Origin of the sequence: Neptuniibacter sp. QD57_21 (assembly GCF_047778075.1) — a bacterium.
Classification (GTDB): Bacteria; Pseudomonadota; Gammaproteobacteria; order Pseudomonadales; family Balneatricaceae; genus Neptuniibacter.
The window spans coordinates 2,939,599-2,955,733 of record NZ_CP180549.1; the positions used below are offsets into that span (position 1 = coordinate 2,939,599).

At 44.4% G+C, this 16,135-nt stretch carries 15 protein-coding genes and 2 rRNA genes; 1 reads left to right on the plus strand and 16 read right to left on the minus strand.

Annotated elements, in window-relative coordinates:
• Positions 1-6: 6 nt before the first annotated feature.
• From recO to rpoE, 10 genes are all read right to left on the minus strand, one after another.
• Entirely contained in the window at positions 7-696 is a 690-nt protein-coding gene (gene recO, locus ACMXYS_RS13265; RefSeq protein ID WP_415882153.1) for a DNA repair protein RecO, read from the minus strand.
• Positions 697-701: 5 nt separating this feature from the next.
• A complete protein-coding gene (gene era / locus ACMXYS_RS13270) occupies positions 702-1,637 on the minus strand; it encodes a GTPase Era (RefSeq protein WP_415882154.1) in 936 nt (311 codons plus the stop codon).
• 2 nt (positions 1,638-1,639) lie between these two features.
• Positions 1,640-2,320, minus strand: a complete 681-nt coding sequence (gene rnc, locus ACMXYS_RS13275) for a ribonuclease III (protein WP_415882155.1) — start codon at positions 2,318-2,320, stop codon at positions 1,640-1,642.
• Positions 2,317-2,694, minus strand: a complete 378-nt coding sequence (locus tag ACMXYS_RS13280) for a DUF4845 domain-containing protein (RefSeq protein WP_415896826.1) — start codon at positions 2,692-2,694, stop codon at positions 2,317-2,319. Before ACMXYS_RS13280 ends, rnc begins: the two co-directional genes overlap by 4 nt.
• An 11-nt stretch (positions 2,695-2,705) precedes the next feature.
• Positions 2,706-3,518: a signal peptidase I gene (gene lepB, locus ACMXYS_RS13285; protein WP_415896827.1), complete on the minus strand. Its 813-nt coding sequence runs from the start codon at positions 3,516-3,518 to the stop codon at positions 2,706-2,708.
• 22 nt (positions 3,519-3,540) lie between these two features.
• Positions 3,541-5,340 (minus strand): translation elongation factor 4, encoded by a 1,800-nt coding sequence (gene lepA, locus ACMXYS_RS13290; RefSeq protein WP_415882158.1) that lies wholly within the window; start codon positions 5,338-5,340, stop codon positions 3,541-3,543.
• Between the two features lie 110 nt (positions 5,341-5,450).
• Entirely contained in the window at positions 5,451-6,857 is a 1,407-nt protein-coding gene (locus tag ACMXYS_RS13295; RefSeq protein ID WP_415896828.1) for a DegQ family serine endoprotease, read from the minus strand.
• A 33-nt stretch (positions 6,858-6,890) separates the two neighbouring features.
• A complete protein-coding gene (locus ACMXYS_RS13300; protein WP_415896829.1) occupies positions 6,891-7,325 on the minus strand; it encodes a SoxR reducing system RseC family protein in 435 nt (144 codons plus the stop codon).
• On the minus strand, positions 7,322-8,149 hold the full coding sequence (locus ACMXYS_RS13305; RefSeq protein ID WP_415896830.1) for a MucB/RseB C-terminal domain-containing protein: 828 nt from the start codon (positions 8,147-8,149) through the stop codon (positions 7,322-7,324). Before ACMXYS_RS13305 ends, ACMXYS_RS13300 begins: the two co-directional genes overlap by 4 nt.
• A 29-nt stretch (positions 8,150-8,178) precedes the next feature.
• Positions 8,179-8,760 carry an RNA polymerase sigma factor RpoE gene (rpoE, locus tag ACMXYS_RS13310; RefSeq protein WP_415896831.1) on the minus strand — a complete coding sequence of 194 codons (582 nt, stop codon included), beginning with the start codon at positions 8,758-8,760 and terminating at the stop codon, positions 8,179-8,181.
• A 280-nt stretch (positions 8,761-9,040) separates the two neighbouring features.
• On the opposite strand from rpoE, the gene nadB reads away from it, so the two are divergent.
• On the plus strand, positions 9,041-10,636 hold the full coding sequence (gene nadB, locus ACMXYS_RS13315; RefSeq protein WP_415882163.1) for an L-aspartate oxidase: 1,596 nt from the start codon (positions 9,041-9,043) through the stop codon (positions 10,634-10,636).
• On the opposite strand, the gene ACMXYS_RS13320 is transcribed toward nadB, so the two are convergent.
• From ACMXYS_RS13320 to ACMXYS_RS13345, 6 genes are all read right to left on the minus strand, one after another.
• On the minus strand, positions 10,617-11,072 hold the full coding sequence (locus tag ACMXYS_RS13320; RefSeq protein WP_415896832.1) for a protein YgfX: 456 nt from the start codon (positions 11,070-11,072) through the stop codon (positions 10,617-10,619). The two genes, nadB and ACMXYS_RS13320, sit on opposite strands and share 20 nt — an antisense overlap.
• Entirely contained in the window at positions 11,056-11,310 is a 255-nt protein-coding gene (locus ACMXYS_RS13325) for a succinate dehydrogenase assembly factor 2 (RefSeq protein ID WP_415896833.1), read from the minus strand. The genes ACMXYS_RS13320 and ACMXYS_RS13325 overlap by 17 nt, the downstream gene beginning before the upstream one ends.
• A 143-nt stretch (positions 11,311-11,453) precedes the next feature.
• A complete protein-coding gene (locus ACMXYS_RS13330) occupies positions 11,454-12,374 on the minus strand; it encodes an IS3 family transposase (RefSeq protein WP_415898252.1) in 921 nt (306 codons plus the stop codon).
• A complete protein-coding gene (locus ACMXYS_RS13335) occupies positions 12,305-12,613 on the minus strand; it encodes a transposase (protein WP_415896834.1) in 309 nt (102 codons plus the stop codon). Before ACMXYS_RS13335 ends, ACMXYS_RS13330 begins: the two co-directional genes overlap by 70 nt.
• A 167-nt stretch (positions 12,614-12,780) precedes the next feature.
• Positions 12,781-12,896, minus strand: a 5S ribosomal RNA gene (gene rrf, locus ACMXYS_RS13340).
• A 142-nt stretch (positions 12,897-13,038) separates the two neighbouring features.
• A 23S ribosomal RNA gene (locus ACMXYS_RS13345) occupies positions 13,039-15,926 on the minus strand.
• Between the last annotated feature and the right edge of the window lie 209 nt (positions 15,927-16,135).

Here is a 16,135-nt window from a genome sequence, read left to right on the forward strand (position 1 = left end):
CTTTCCTCACATTTTTTGAAATAGCTCTCGGCTACGCAAGGGCTTTTGCCCCAAAGCACGATCAATTAAATTTCGCATCAAGCGCTTAGCAGCTCTGCGAACTTGAATATCTGAATAATCATCAACAGCAATCGCAGACAACTGCCAACCATAAAAACAAGACGCCTTATTTTTATCTGTTACTGCGCCAACAGGAACAAAGCCATGTTCAGGGTTAAAACAATATACTAAATCAGCAGATTCTTGTTCCAGCTCTGGCAATACACCAAGATCATCAAGTAAACGATGCTCAAAGGTGCGTAGCGCTCCCTCTATATCTTCACCAGATACTAACTCATTTAAAACATACTGATAATAAACATAGAGTTTCGGGTGACTATCAAATGGCTGGAGCAAACGTTCTAACAATTCATTTACATAAAGTCCACAAAGCAGCGCATCGCCATTCAGGAACAACATAGCAGCAACAGGCTCGGCTTGAGTTAATGTTTTGAGATCGTTACGTCCACGCCATGTAACCTGAATAGGTACAAAAGGTTGTACTGATGCACGTAATTTTGATTTGGGTCTGCGTGCACCCTGAACAACAGCGGAAACTTTACCATGTTCTAGAGTGAAGAAATCAACGATAAGACTGGTATCGCGATAAGGGCGGCTATGGAGGACATAAGCCGCCTGCGGATCAGAATGACTCATGCTTTTTAGGTATTGTCATAACCCAAACTACGTAATGCCCTTTCATCATCCGCCCAACCACGACGAACTTTAACCCATAGGTTAAGCATTACTTTAGCATCAAACATACGCTCCATATCCATGCGAGCATCACGGCCAATTGTTTTGATTCGAGAACCTTTATCCCCAATAACAATTCGCTTCTGACCATCACGCTCTACTAGGATTAGCGCACTCACATGGAGAACACCGTTTTTGGCGTATTTAAACTCTTCTATCTCTACGGTAGTACCGTAAGGGATCTCATCCCCTAAGTTACGCATCAGCTTTTCACGAACCATTTCCGCAGCCATGAAGCGTGAGCTTTTATCTGTTAGCTGATCTTCAGGAAAGTGATGCATACCCTCAGGAATATGCTTGGCGATTAACTCTTCAAGCTGCTCTACGTTATGGCCATCTTTAGCTGAAAGCGGAATCATTTCAGCAAAGTCCATACGCTCAGAATGTGTCTGCATCTGAGGTAATAAAGCCGTTTTGTCTTTCAGTTGATCAACTTTGTTTACAGCTAAGATAACCGGACAACGAGCATGCTTGACCTTGTCCAGTACCATCTGGTCTTCTTCAGTCCAAGCAGTTCGGTCAACAATAAAAACAACAACATCAACATCACGCAATGCGTCTGATGCAGCTTTGTTCATATAACGGTTTAAAGCTTTTTTCCCGTCATCTTTATGTAAACCTGGGGTATCCACATAAACAATCTGTAGATCATCTTCAGTTTTGATACCCATAATCTGATGACGAGTTGTCTGAGGCTTACGCGAAGTAATACTCAATTTCTGTCCTAAGATGTGGTTCATCAATGTCGATTTACCAACATTAGGGCGACCAACAATCGCTACGAAGCCACATTTTTGATCTGGATTACGAGGCTCCAGCAGGTGCATTAAATCTTCAGCCATAACTATTTCTCCACCTGCAACTCTATCAGCGCATGTTTTGCTGCTTCTTGTTCAGCCTGTCGGCGACTACTACCAATACCTTTTGCAGGCTTAGCTAAGCCTGCTACTGTACAATCGATATAAAAGGTTTGATCATGAGCTTCGCCCTCTACATTGATTAATTCATAAGTTGGCAAAGCTAAACGACGCGATTGTAGAAACTCCTGCAAGCGTGTTTTAGAGTCTTTAAGAGTCTCATTTAGGTCTAATTTCTCTAAACGCGCTTTAAACCAAGAAAGAATAAATCCACGGGCTGTTTCCATATCGGAATCTAGATAGATAGCACCAATAATAGCTTCTACAGCATCAGCTAGAATTGAATCTCTACGGAAACCACCACTCTTGAGCTCACCGCTACCTAAACGTAGGTAATCACCTAAACCCAATTCACGGGCTACTTCAGACAAGGTAACACCTTTAACCATACGTGCACGCAAGCGGCTCAATTCACCCTCTTTAGCTTGGGGGAATCTTGCAAATAAGTCGTCAGCTATAACGAAGTTCAATATAGAATCGCCTAGAAATTCTAGGCGTTCATTATTTTTCTTCCCGCAACTACGGTGTGTGAGTGCCAACTCAAACAAAGATTCATCGGCAAATGGATGCCCTATACGACGGGCTAAATCAGATACTGGTTTAATCAAGGGGCTTCTGCTTCATATTCTTCAGTAAAAAATACAACCGCGTCTACGTTACCAAACATTGGAACGCGCACTTCATAATCAAGTATCGCTGTAATTATTCCTTCTTTTTGAACAATTCGTAAACCATCATTTGATGGTAATTTAACTTGATTAATAATCAGTTTCTTTGTCATCCCAATTCGTATTCCTCTTGCTCCTTTAGCAAGTTCATCTGGGTCATTCATCGCATCTACAAGAACAGAATTTATAGTTCTATGATCCATATAGGCTGGCATAAGTTTGAATGCAATAGTAAACAAAAAGCCTGCAACAATAAGTACTATAAGAATAGAGAACATTGATGCACCTGCTTGGTGCTTCAGAGTAGATCTCATATGAGCCTCCATTACTCAATCACACGAACATCGCCAAATGACGGTATACTTAAAAAGGTAGGCCAATGCATCCAAACTGCAAATGCCTTACCTACTAGAAGATCTTCAGATACAAAGCCCCACCTGCGACTATCATTACTATTATCGCGATTATCTCCAACCATAAAGTAATGACCTTCAGGTACAGTCCACTCCATATTCTGAGCTGGTCTGCGAACATCTCTATACATTTGATGTTCAACACCATCTAAATTTTCATTAATTAACAAGCGTTGTGGATTTTGTGGTGGTAATTGCGCCAACAACTGTTGGGATTGCTCTTTTCCGTTTATAAACAATTTCTTGTTTTGGTAACGAATTACATCGCCCGGAAGCCCCACTACTCTCTTAATATAGTTAATAGATGGTTTTTCAGGGAATTTAAATACAACCACATCACCACGCTCAGGATCATTAATCTCAATAAACTTAGTATTCAAAACAGGTAAACGAAGCCCATAGTGAAATTTATTTACCAAGATAAAGTCGCCAATCTTCAACGTCGGTAACATTGAGCCAGATGGAATCTGAAAAGGCTCTACTAGGAATGACCTTAATACCAAAACGATGAACAGCACTGGAAACATTGATCGACCCGTATCGACCCAACCCGATACACGATTAATCTGTTCAATGGCTTCATCAGGAAGCGGTCCTTCCGCCTGGGCAGAAGCAGCTCTCAGCTTTTCATCTCTTTGTGGTTTCAAAGAGATTCGGTCGTAAAACCAAACGATGCCGGAGATGAAAGTTAACGCAACCAGTACTAATGCGAAATCAAAATCCATCTAACAATGCCCTTCCTGATAATTAACTATCAACTTTAAGTACTGCAAGGAACGCATCCTGTGGGATCTCTACACTACCCACCTGCTTCATACGTTTCTTACCTTCTTTCTGCTTCTGTAGCAGTTTCTTCTTACGGCTTACGTCACCACCATAACACTTCGCGGTTACGTTCTTACGCAATGCTTTAACTGTTGTACGCGCAATGACCTTACCACCAAGAGCAGCCTGAATTGCCACATCAAACATCTGACGAGGAATAACCTCTTTCATCTTTTCACATAGCTGACGGCCACGGAATTGAGCATTATCACGATGCAGAATAACGGCTAAGGCATCGACCTTATCACCATTGATAAGAATATCCATACGCACCAATTTCGCAGGATCAAAGCGTATAAAATTATATTCAAGAGAAGCATAACCACGACTTACAGACTTCAAACGGTCGAAGAAATCCAAAACGACTTCCGCCATCGGTAGTTCATAAGTAATCTGTACTTGGTTACCTACGTAGTTCATCTGTTTTTGAATACCACGCTTCTCAACACACAGTCCGATCACCTGTCCTAGATAATCTTGTGGAACAAGGATATTAGCTTCAACAATTGGCTCACGCATCTCGTTGATTGAACCAGGATCAGGAAGCTTAGAAGGGCTATCAATCTGTATGACATCACCATTATTCATCTCCAACTCATAAATTACAGTTGGAGCTGTAGTGATCAAATCCAGATTATATTCACGTTCAAGGCGCTCTTGAATGATCTCCATGTGCAGCATACCCAAGAAGCCACAACGGAAACCGAAACCAAGTGCATCTGATGTTTCTGGCTCAAAGAACAACGAAGCATCATTCAACGTCAACTTATCTAATGCTTCACGGAAATCTTGATAATCATCAGAGCTTGTTGGGAATAGACCAGAATAAACCTGAGGTTGTACTTTCTGGAAACCAGGAAGGCTTTCGACCTCTGGCGTTTTAACATGGGTCAATGTGTCACCTACAGGTGCACCATGAATGTCTTTAACACCCGCAACAATAAAGCCTACTTCACCTGCATGCAAAACACCGGTTTCTTTCTGCTTAGGTGTAAAAATACCTACCGATTCTGCTTGATAGTTTTGACCGGTAGATTTAACTAGAATCTTGTCTTTCTTACGCAATGTACCCTGAGTTACACGCACCAGAGAAACAACGCCTAGGTAATTATCAAACCAAGAATCAATAATTAGGGCTTGTAGAGGAGCATCAACATCACCTTCAGGCGGTGGAATTTCCTTAACCAACTGTTCAAGAACGTCTTCTACACCCATACCGCTTTTAGCCGAACAAGCTACTGCATCGGTAGCATCAATACCGATAACTTCTTCAATCTCGACACGAACTCGCTCCGGCTCAGCCTGAGGCAGGTCCATTTTGTTTAGAATTGGGACAACCTCTAGACCTTGCTCGATTGCTGTATAGCAGTTAGCAACTGACTGAGCTTCTACACCCTGCGCAGCATCAACGATCAAAAGCGCACCTTCACAAGCGGCTAAAGAACGAGAAACCTCATAGGAGAAATCTACGTGGCCCGGTGTATCGATAAAGTTAAGCTGGTAAGTTTCACCATCTTGCGCCTTGTAATTCAGAGTAACACTCTGCGCTTTAATGGTAATACCACGCTCACGTTCCAAATCCATGGAATCAAGAACCTGAGCTTCCATTTCACGGTCACTTAAGCCACCGCACATTTGGATAAAACGATCGGCCAAAGTCGACTTACCGTGGTCGATATGGGCAATAATAGAAAAATTTCGGATATTTTTAAGGTTGCTCACGTGCAGGCTACCGCTACTCTAATACTCGCTGGAAAGGCGCAAGTTTACAGCATTTGCTTAAACTGGGCTACGAAAAAGGGGGCCTTAGCCCCCTTAGAATTTTATACAACTTAATCCGATACTCGTAATGGAATAAATAACGGACTTCCTCGCCTAACAATCCGCATCGGAACCGACTTTCCAGATGCTATATCGGTAGATACTTTATTGAAGTCAGAAACGCTGGCAATCTGTTCGCCATTTAGCATAGTAATGACATCACCAACCATCAGACCTGCATCTGAACCTGGTCCTTGTAGAACTTTACGAACAACAACGCCTTTACTCACTTGCCATTTTTCTTTACGTTTTTGGTCAAGTTCAGCCACCTGAATATTTAGACGATTGCCTTTATCATCTTTTGGCTTTCGAACGTTAGTTTTAGCAAGCTCATCCTGCGTTGGTAATGCCTCGATTTCGACCTTAATGGTCATTTCACGCCCCGCACGAATGACTGAAACCTTAGCTTTCTTACCTGGCGTTACTCGACCTACATGGTGAGGTAAATCTGAAGATCGAATAATATCCGCACCTTCAAATTTAAGAATAATATCACCCTCTAGAAGACCGGATTTTTCTGCTGGACTATTAGGTAACACTTTTGCCACTAAAGCCCCTGCCGGCTTATCTAAGCCAAATGATTCAGCAAGATCACGGTTAACCTCTTGAATAACCACACCTAGCCACCCGCGAGTCACATAACCATGCTTCCTTAATTGATCCGCAACATCCATCGCGACATCAATAGGTATAGCAAAGGACAGCCCCATAAAACCACCGGAACGAGTGTAAATCTGAGAGTTAATCCCAACGACTTCACCATCCAGATTAAATAATGGGCCTCCAGAATTCCCCGGATTAATAGCTACATCAGTTTGGATGAACGGAACATAAGTATCGCCCGCTAATGCACGTTCTTTGGCACTGACAATACCCGCTGTCACACTATGATCAAAACCAAATGGTGAGCCTATCGCAAGTACCCACTCACCAACATCAAGCGCTTTAGACTCTCCCAGCTCAACTGTCGGTAGGTCCTCAGCATCGATTTTTAACAGCGCTACATCAGAGCGCTCATCAGAACCGATGACTTCAGCTTCTAACTCCCTACGATCAGCTAAGCGCACGATAACCTGATCAGCCCCAGCAATAACATGATGATTGGTTAGCAGGTATCCATCGTCAGAAATAATAAAACCAGACCCTAAAGATTGAGGGGCTCTACGGCGTGGCCGTTCTCCCTGATCAAATTCAGGCATACGGAAAAAATGGCGAAATATTTCAGGAATTTCTTCGCCATTTGGCCCTTGAAACGGATTTAATTCACCCTGTCGTGCTTTTTTCTGGACAGTACTGATATTTACTACTGCAGGAGAGGCTTCTTTCACCAAAGATTTAAAATCAGGTAAGTTTGCAGCATAAACCGGCAGAGAAATAAAACAAAAAATTGCGACAATGAATTTTGATATAGATTTCATAAAACAAACACCTATGTCTATCAAAAAACTGGGTTATATAACTTTAATTAGCGTAGGCTGATATTGGCAGGATCTAAAGAAAGTAGAACTACTAAACCGAACAAACATAAAACCAGCAACAAGAGAAAAGAATGCTGAGGCAATCACAAGTAATTCATCACCCCATATAAAATCACCTATTACAGCCCCTAAAAAAAGCGCTATTAATGGCAACAAATACATAAATACTGTTGCTTTGATAAAAGCACCTTCTTCAATACCTAAGAGGACTTGGTCATCCGCTTGCACCTTCAAAGAAGTAGGGTTATTAACTAAGAATATAAAGCGTTTTTCTTGACCAGCTTGCACTAGCAATTTTTGCCCACAACCATTTCGTGCAGCACAACTGGCACAAGCGCTCTGACGCATCGTTTCTACCCATACGCCGTGCTCATCGACCTCTACAACTTTACCGCTTTCTTCAATCATTTACGTTCTACTGATGCAGCGATACGTTCCGCAATCATTAGAGGGACATCACCGACGACTGTTACAAATTGATCACCAATGCGTTTACCCACAGTAACCATACCATCTGACTGAACAGCACCTTCAGGAACGGACTGACGGCCAAATTTTTCAACACAAACGGTAAATGAATGGCGTCCATTACTGAACATTTGTACTTCAGCATGCGCCATCACATCTCTACGTTTACCCGAAAAACCTTCTGGTAACCATGTTGCTTCCCAACCTGATTCTTGGTGCGAAAGCATATGCTTATGCTGAGACACATAACGCTCGACACCTTCAGATAAGCGAATAATTTCAGGCTCTTGCCCCTGTGATGAAATCATCGAACGGTTACCAAACTGTGCTCTGACTAGATCATCAGAAAGTGAATTGCCCGGAAGAACATAGTTAGGGCGATTATCAACAATCGTATCGTTCACAGGCTGATTGTAGGTTTGGGCACCCAAGATAACCATTGCCGTCACAGAAGCCGCTGCAGTCATGCTAGCAAGCGGTTTCCAAAAAAAACTTCCTTTAGGGTCGGACTTAACTTCTGGTGCAGCAGTATCAACTTCCAAATCAGGCTCTTGTTCCAGAGCCTGCATAACCTGACTACTGATATCAAAGCCGCTCAATTCAGCTTCTTCATTTTTCATAACTGAACGAACTAAATGATATCGCTGCCATTGCTCAGCCAATTCTGGCTCCTGCTCTATGCGATCAAGAGTACGTCGTAACTCAAAGTCTGCGACTTCACCATCCATCAATGCCGAAACAGATTCTGTAGATCGATCATCCATAGAATTTACCTCAATTTACCTTTGCAGGATCAGCTCGCTAAAAGCGGCATAATTTCTTTATCAATTGCTTCACGTGCTCGAAAGATACGTGACCTCACAGTTCCCACAGGGCAATCCATAACCCCAGCTATCTCTTCATAACTCATGCCCTCAAACTCTCTGAGCGTTAAAGCCACCCGTAAGTCTTCAGGGAGTTTATTCAGAGTTTTCCGAATCACCGCTTCAAGCTCGTCCTTGTACAATTTATTTTCTGGCGTCTCAATATCTTTCAAAGCATTATCACCTTCAAAGAACTGGGCATCTTCAACATCTACATCAGCAGGACGTCTACCACGAGCAACAAGGTGATTTTTGGCTGTATTGATAGCTATTCTGTATAACCATGTATAGAAAGCACTATCACCGCGAAATTTTGGTATCGCTCTATAAGCCTTAATGAAAGTTTCTTGCGCCACGTCCAATGCTTCATGTTGGTCGTAAACATAACGACCAATCAACGCAACAATTTTATGTTGGTATTTTTTAACTAGAAGATCAAAAGCACGTTTATCGCCCGCTTTTACCCGTTCGACTAACTTTTGATCGACCGCTGTCTGACTTTCACTCGACACTCAATATTCCTTAAACTGTCCTTAATACCTGTCTCTATAAATATAGAAGCTAAAGCAGCAATAACTTTCAACTAATACAACATATTACCTCATCAGAGTGCCGGAACACTTCTATGAGCATTCAAAACTGCTTAAGTTCCCTAAGTCCAAAAAAAAATGCTAAATTGTGACTCAATACCGATGAAACACATGTAATTAGCTAGTTTTATCCTCGAATTTACCACTAAAATAAGCACTCAATTTTTCAAGCCAAGAACCCTCAAGTTAAGAAGAGCACAGCATGACGCAACACTATCACTACGACGCTTTAATTATTGGCAGTGGCGCTGCTGGACTTAGCATGGCCCTCCACTTAGCTCAAAATGCGCGTGTTGCAGTTCTTAGTAAAAGAGAACTTAAGAGTGGATCTACATGGCTGGCTCAAGGCGGTATCGCTGCAGTACTCGATACTGAAGATAGCACACAAGCACATATCGAGGACACCATGTCTGCTGGCGGGCACCTTAGTCATAAAGACGCAGTGGAATTCACCGTCGAACACGGCAGAGAAAGCATTGACTGGCTGATTGAACAAGGCGTTCCTTTTACCCAAGATAGTGACGACTACCATCTAACCAAAGAAGGCGGACACTCTCATCGCCGAATCATCCATTCTGCAGATGCAACAGGAAAAGCGCTTCAGCAGACATTGATAGAGAAAGCCAAAGCCTCTGAAAATATCGACCTATTCGAACACCATATTGCAGTCGACCTCATTACGCGAAAGAAACTAGGATTAGCGCACAACCGTTGTGTCGGCGCTTACATTCTTAATGACGAAACAGGACACGTAGAGGTATTTCAAGCTCCTCATGTTGTGTTAGCTACAGGTGGTGCATCAAAGGCCTATCTATATACAAGCAATTCGGATGGTGCCACGGGTGATGGTATCGCCATGGCTTGGCGTGCTGGCTGCCGTGTCGGAAACATGGAATTTAATCAGTTCCACCCTACCTGCCTGTATCACCCACAAGCAAAATCATTTTTGATTACAGAAGCCGTGCGTGGTGAAGGTGGAAAGCTTTTACTTCCTGATGGCAAGCCGTTCATGCATAACTTCGATGAGCGAGGCGAATTAGCCCCCCGAGATATCGTTGCTCGCGCAATCGACCATGAAATGAAAAGGCTAGGTAGCGACTGCTTATTTTTAGATATCAGCCACAAATCTAAAGAATTTATTAAGTCTCATTTCCCCACCATCTATAAGCGTTGCAAGAGCCTAGGCATCGACATCACTAAAGAACCAATTCCAGTTGTACCTGCTGCCCACTACACATGTGGTGGAGTCGTGACGGACGAAAAAGGGCGCACCGATATTCCAGGGCTATATGCGATTGGTGAAACCTCGTTCACGGGGCTACATGGCGCTAATCGATTGGCTAGCAATTCTCTTCTAGAATGCCTTGTATATGCAAAATCCGCTTCAGACGATGTCGTTCAATCTCTAACCGCACCTCTGGATGAATCAATCATCCCGGCATGGGACGAGTCTCAAGTAACTAACTCAGATGAAGATGTCATTATCTCTCACAACTGGGATGAGATACGCCGTTTTATGTGGGACTACGTAGGCATCGTGAGAACGACCAAACGACTTCAACGAGCTAAGCACCGCATAGATCTGTTACAGCAAGAGATTAGTGAATATTACAGCAACTACAAAATTAGTAACGACCTACTAGAGCTTCGTAACTTAGCCGTCGTTGCAGATTTGATTATTCGCTCAGCAATGTTAAGGCAGGAAAGTCGCGGACTTCATTACACACTAGACTTCCCAGAGCAGGGCCCTGAAGCACTAGATACAATCTTAACGCCAATCAATTTCCACTGGAATTAAGATTATTCAGCGGACTATATAATAATAGAACCCGTAGCCGCCTAAATGCATTTTCATTGAAGCTCCGACGCATAATTACAACAGGGATAGTGTAAAAGCGACAGTCGGTTTTGCACAACATGACAATCACAAACGGAGTGATCACCTTTTGCTTAATACGGCTCACTTCTATTCGTTGCTGGTTTCTCTGCAGCAACGAAATTCCTCCACTTTCCCCATTCCATGTAATACCGACAACGGCTAGAGGGGACGTTAATAGCACCCTTTCATTTATATAAAAAAGGAAACTAAAAAGAAGTGCTCCTGTAGCTAGACCAGCGATGTGTAACGGAATAGCAGCATAAAAAAGTGCAAAGCACGCACAAAGATGCACCCCACAATAGATAACAAGCAGGGTACAGGAAGGAGAGATAGATTCGTTATTTAGGCTGAACACGCTCCAGAATAATCCTCACAATCCTTTGCAAGTCTGGATCAGCTGGCACTTCGCGCTCCATAAGCCACACAAATAGATCCTGATCTTCCTCATCTAATAACTTTACAAAGCGATCTTGATCAGCTTCATCTAGGTCTGCAAAAGCCTCTTCTACAAACGGAACAAAAAGAACATCAAGTTCCAACATACCACGTCGACTCTGCCACTTAAGGCGACGAATATCATCTTCAGTATACATCTATTAATTTTTCCTTAGAGGTTTCGCATTGCGCGCTAAGCATACCAGAAATAAGGAAGAAGGCACTAGCGACAAGAGTCTATAGCAGTTGCTAGTTGCTGGAGATGGAGCGTTGGAGCGCCCCCGATAAAGTGGACAGTTGCTTAAGATCGGAACCCAACTGGAGATTCATACCCCAGTACTCTGTGGCTTCTGATCGTATTATAGAAGCAAGAGATATACAGACCTATTTCTCTCGCCATTTCAGAACAGGTAATCAACCCTAACTTACGTGTACATTCCTTTTTCAACAACGAGAAGAAGCTCTCTGCACACGCATTATCCCAGCAGTTACCTTTACGAGACATACTGATTGTAACGCCTCTTTTCGTCAACCAGCTCATTACCCGCTCACTGCGATACTGACTCCCTTGATCAGAGTGAAACAGCAATTTATGAGTCAGATCCGGCTTAGCTTTCTTCCAACCTTTTTGTAAGGATTTCAGCACGATATCCGCAGTTACTTGCCTTGAACATTCAAATCCTACAATTTCCCGATTATGTAAATCCATAACGATCGATACATATAACCAACCTTCGCGACAAGCTACTTGGGTAATATCGGAGACCCATACACGATTAATCTGACTCGGATTAAACTCCCTATCTAGCAGATTAGGCTGAGGCATCAGACCTCCTTCCAAGCAGTAACGAGCCTTCCTTACAACAAGTTGTGCCTTATACCCTACGCGCTTCAATAAACGGCAGAGGCGATTTTTCCCACAACAAAAGCCCTCACATAACAACGCCTGCCATAATTTGCGGTAGCCATAAACACCTCGACATTGATCCGCCAACTCTAAAGCACGCGATAAGATCTTTTGATTCATCTGCTCCCGCAGGGATGGAGCACGATTTAGCCAAGCATAATAACCCGAGCGCTGAACACCATAGAGCCTGCATAACCGCGACACGGGTAAGCAACTTGAGTACTTCTCTATACATGCAAAGCGTTCTACTTTGCTTCGCTGAAGTACTCTCGTGTCTTTTTTAAGATATCGACTTCCAGTTGAGAGCGTTCCAATTCCTTTTTAACTTTATCCAACTCTTGTTCTAACTGACGGTAACTCTTACGAGGTGCGGTTTCATTCACCGCTTTGGGATCTTGAGCTGACATATATTGACGCCTCCAAGCACGCAATGTCCCTACCGCTATCGGAAGGTCCTCTACAAACTCAGTTAATGTTAGCTCAGTTTTAAGTGATTCCAGCACCACTCGTGTTTTAAATTCGTCACTGTAGACTGTACGTTTTTTGAAATACATAAGACACCCCTAGCGTGTTAAAAGGTGTCCACTGAAACGGGGTCAGTCCATGAGTGTATGCGGATTAAGCCTGGTGTAAGTACTTCGTTCAGTATTGTTTTGCTTTATTTAGCCCAACACGAAAAAACCCCGATCACATCGTGACCGGGGTTTTCTCTTAATTAAATGCTTGGCGATGACCTACTCTCACATGGGGAAGCCCCACACTACCATCGGCGATGTTGCGTTTCACGTCTGAGTTCGGGATGGATTCAGGTGGTTCCACAACTCTATGGTCGCCAAGCAAAACTGTTACAACTTAGATCTGATTCTTCTTTTATTTGATCTAGATAGTTTATCGACTGTAGCTTAACTACGCGCTAATTCGTTACTCTCTATCGTCTTACGTATCTTACAAGTCACTTGCCAAACGCCTTGGGCGTTATATGGTCAAGCCTCACGGGCAATTAGTATTGGTTAGCTCAACGCCTCACAGCGCTTCCACACCCAACCTATCAACGTCGTAGTCTTCAACGGCCCTTTAGGGGAATCAAGTTCCCAGTGAGATCTCATCTTGAAGGAGGCTTCCCGCTTAGATGCTTTCAGCGGTTATCCCGTCCGAACGTAGCTACCCGGCAATGCAATTGGCATCACAACCGGTACACCAGAGGTTCGTTCACTCCGGTCCTCTCGTACTAGGAGCAACTCTTCTCAAATCTCAAACGCCCACGGCAGATAGGGACCGAACTGTCTCACGACGTTCTAAACCCAGCTCGCGTACCACTTTAAATGGCGAACAGCCATACCCTTGGGACCGGCTTCAGCCCCAGGATGTGATGAGCCGACATCGAGGTGCCAAACACCGCCGTCGATGTGAACTCTTGGGCGGTATCAGCCTGTTATCCCCGGAGTACCTTTTATCCGTTGAGCGATGGCCCTTCCATACAGAACCACCGGATCACTAGAACCTACTTTCGTACCTGCTCGACGTGTCTGTCTCGCAGTCAAGCACCCTTCTACTCTTGCGCTCATTGCATGATTTCCGACCATGCTGAGGGTACCTTCGTGCTCCTCCGTTACTCTTTGGGAGGAGACCGCCCCAGTCAAACTACCCACCACACAATGTCCCCGATCCCGCTTAGGGAACTGGGTTAGAACCTCAACATTACCAGGCTGGTATTTCAAAGGTGGCTCCACCCTATCTGGCGACAGGGTTTCAAAGCCTCCCAGCTATTCTACACAAGTAATGTCAAAGTCCACTGTGAAGCTGTAGTAAAGGTTCACGGGGTCTTTCCGTCTAGCCGCGGGTAAACTGCATCTTAACAGCTATTTCAATTTCACTGAGTCTCGGGTGGAGACAGTGTGGCCATCGTTACGCCATTCGTGCAGGTCGGAACTTACCCGACAAGGAATTTCGCTACCTTAGGACCGTTATAGTTACGGCCGCCGTTTACCGGGGCTTCGATCAAGAGCTTCGCGCAAGCGCTAACCCCATCAATTAACCTTCCGGCACCGGGCAGGCGTCACACCCTATACGTCCTCTTTCGAGTTTGCAGAGTGCTATGTTTTTAATAAACAGTCGCAGCCACCTGGTATCTTCGACCGGCCTCAGCTTAGGGAGCAAGTCCCATCACCAAAACCGGCGCACCTTCTCCCGAAGTTACGGTGCCATTTTGCCTAGTTCCTTCACCCGAGTTTTCTCATACGCCTTAGTATTCTCTACCTGACCACCTGTGTCGGTTTAGGGTACGGTTAGTCATAACCTGAAGCTTAGAGGATTTTCCTGGAAGCATGGCATCAACTACTTCAGTCCATAAAGGACCTCGTCATCGATTCTCGGTCTTAAAAGAGCCCGGATTTACCTAAGCTCTAAACCTACTATCTTAAACGCGGACAACCAACGCCGCGCTAGCCTAGCCTTCTCCGTCCCCCCATCGCAGTTATGAGCAGTACAGGAATATTAACCTGTTTCCCATCGGATACGCTCTTCAGCCTCTCCTTAGGGGCCGACTCACCCTACCTCGAATAGCGTTGGATAGGAACCCTTGGTCTTCCGGCGGGGAGGGTTTTCACCTCCCTTATCGTTACTCATGTCAGCATTCGCACTTCTGATACCTCCACGGTGCCTTACAGCTTCCGCTTCAACAGCTTACAGAACGCTCCTCTACCATGCACAAAGTGCATCCGTAGCTTCGGTGTTATGCTTAGCCCCGTTATATCTTCCGCGCGGGCCGACTCGACTAGTGAGCTATTACGCTTTCTTTAAAGGGTGGCTGCTTCTAAGCCAACCTCCTAGCTGTCTAAGCCTTCCCACATCGTTTCCCACTTAGCATAAACTTTGGGACCTTAGCTGACGGTCTGGGTTGTTTCCCTTTCCACGACGGACGTTAGCACCCGCCGTGTGTCTCCCGTGATTGAACTCATGGGTATTCGGAGTTTGCATCGGGTTGGTAAGTCGGGATGACCCCCTAGCCGAAACAGTGCTCTACCCCCCATGGTTAGACACGAGGCACTACCTAAATAGTTTTCGAGGAGAACCAGCTATCTCCGAGTTTGATTAGCCTTTCACTCCTATCCACAAGTCATCCGCTGGCTTTTCAACGACAGTCGGTTCGGTCCTCCAATGCATGTTACTGCATCTTCAACCTGCCCATGGATAGATCACTCGGTTTCGGGTCTACTCCTAGCGACTGGACGCCCTATTAAGACTCGGTTTCCCTACGGCTCCGCAAATGCTTAACCTTGCCACTAAAAGTAAGTCGCTGACCCATTATACAAAAGGTACGCAGTCACCGTCCGAAAACGGCTCCCACTGCTTGTACGTACACGGTTTCAGGGTCTATTTCACTCCCCTCACAGGGGTTCTTTTCGCCTTTCCCTCACGGTACTGGTTCACTATCGGTCAGTCAGGAGTATTTAGCCTTGGAGGATGGTCCCCCCATATTCAGACAGCGTTTCACGTGTGCCGTCCTACTCGATTTCACTTTAAAAGACCTTTCACATACGGGGCTATCACCCACTATGGCCACACTTTCCAGAGTGTTCTGTTAAATCTAATAAAGCTTAAGGGCTAGTCCCCGTTCGCTCGCCGCTACTTAGGGAATCTCGGTTGATTTCTTTTCCTCTGGGTACTTAGATGTTTCAGTTCCCCAGGTTCGCCTCTAATAACCTATGTATTCAGTTAAAAGATACCTATAAATAGGTGGGTTTCCCCATTCGGAAATGTCCGGATCAAAGGTTGTTTACCACCTCCCCGAACCTTATCGCAGGTTACAACGTCCTTCATCGCCTCTGACTGCCAAGGCATCCACCGTGCACGCTTAGTCACTTGACCATATAACCCGAAGGCGTCTGGAATCACAGTAACTTGTATTGCTAGTAACGATAGATTTCGCCGAATTGGCGCATGCAGTAAAACTACATGTCTTAAATCTAAATCAAATGAATCAAATCCAAATTGTTAAAGAGCGTTTAAAGCAAAAAAGCTTTAAAAGATAATGTCTTAAACGACAATATGTTTTAAAACTCTTCCTTCTCATCCAG

What these genes read in the sequence shown, in the direction of transcription:
- ACMXYS_RS13280 (WP_415896826.1), bottom strand. Translation starts at nt 2,694, where the DNA reads ATGAGATCTACTCTGAAGCACCAAGCAGGTGCATCAATGTTCTCTATT.
- lepB (WP_415896827.1), bottom strand. Translation starts at nt 3,518, where the DNA reads ATGGATTTTGATTTCGCATTAGTACTGGTTGCGTTAACTTTCATCTCC.
- ACMXYS_RS13305 (WP_415896830.1), bottom strand. Translation starts at nt 8,149, where the DNA reads ATGGATGATCGATCTACAGAATCTGTTTCGGCATTGATGGATGGTGAA.
- recO (WP_415882153.1), bottom strand. Translation starts at nt 696, where the DNA reads ATGAGTCATTCTGATCCGCAGGCGGCTTATGTCCTCCATAGCCGCCCT.
- ACMXYS_RS13335 (WP_415896834.1), bottom strand. Translation starts at nt 12,613, where the DNA reads ATGTATTTCAAAAAACGTACAGTCTACAGTGACGAATTTAAAACACGA.
- ACMXYS_RS13300 (WP_415896829.1), bottom strand. Translation starts at nt 7,325, where the DNA reads ATGATTGAAGAAAGCGGTAAAGTTGTAGAGGTCGATGAGCACGGCGTA.
- nadB (WP_415882163.1), top strand. Translation starts at nt 9,041, where the DNA reads ATGACGCAACACTATCACTACGACGCTTTAATTATTGGCAGTGGCGCT.
- era (WP_415882154.1), bottom strand. Translation starts at nt 1,637, where the DNA reads ATGGCTGAAGATTTAATGCACCTGCTGGAGCCTCGTAATCCAGATCAA.
- ACMXYS_RS13295 (WP_415896828.1), bottom strand. Translation starts at nt 6,857, where the DNA reads ATGAAATCTATATCAAAATTCATTGTCGCAATTTTTTGTTTTATTTCT.
- ACMXYS_RS13325 (WP_415896833.1), bottom strand. Translation starts at nt 11,310, where the DNA reads ATGTATACTGAAGATGATATTCGTCGCCTTAAGTGGCAGAGTCGACGT.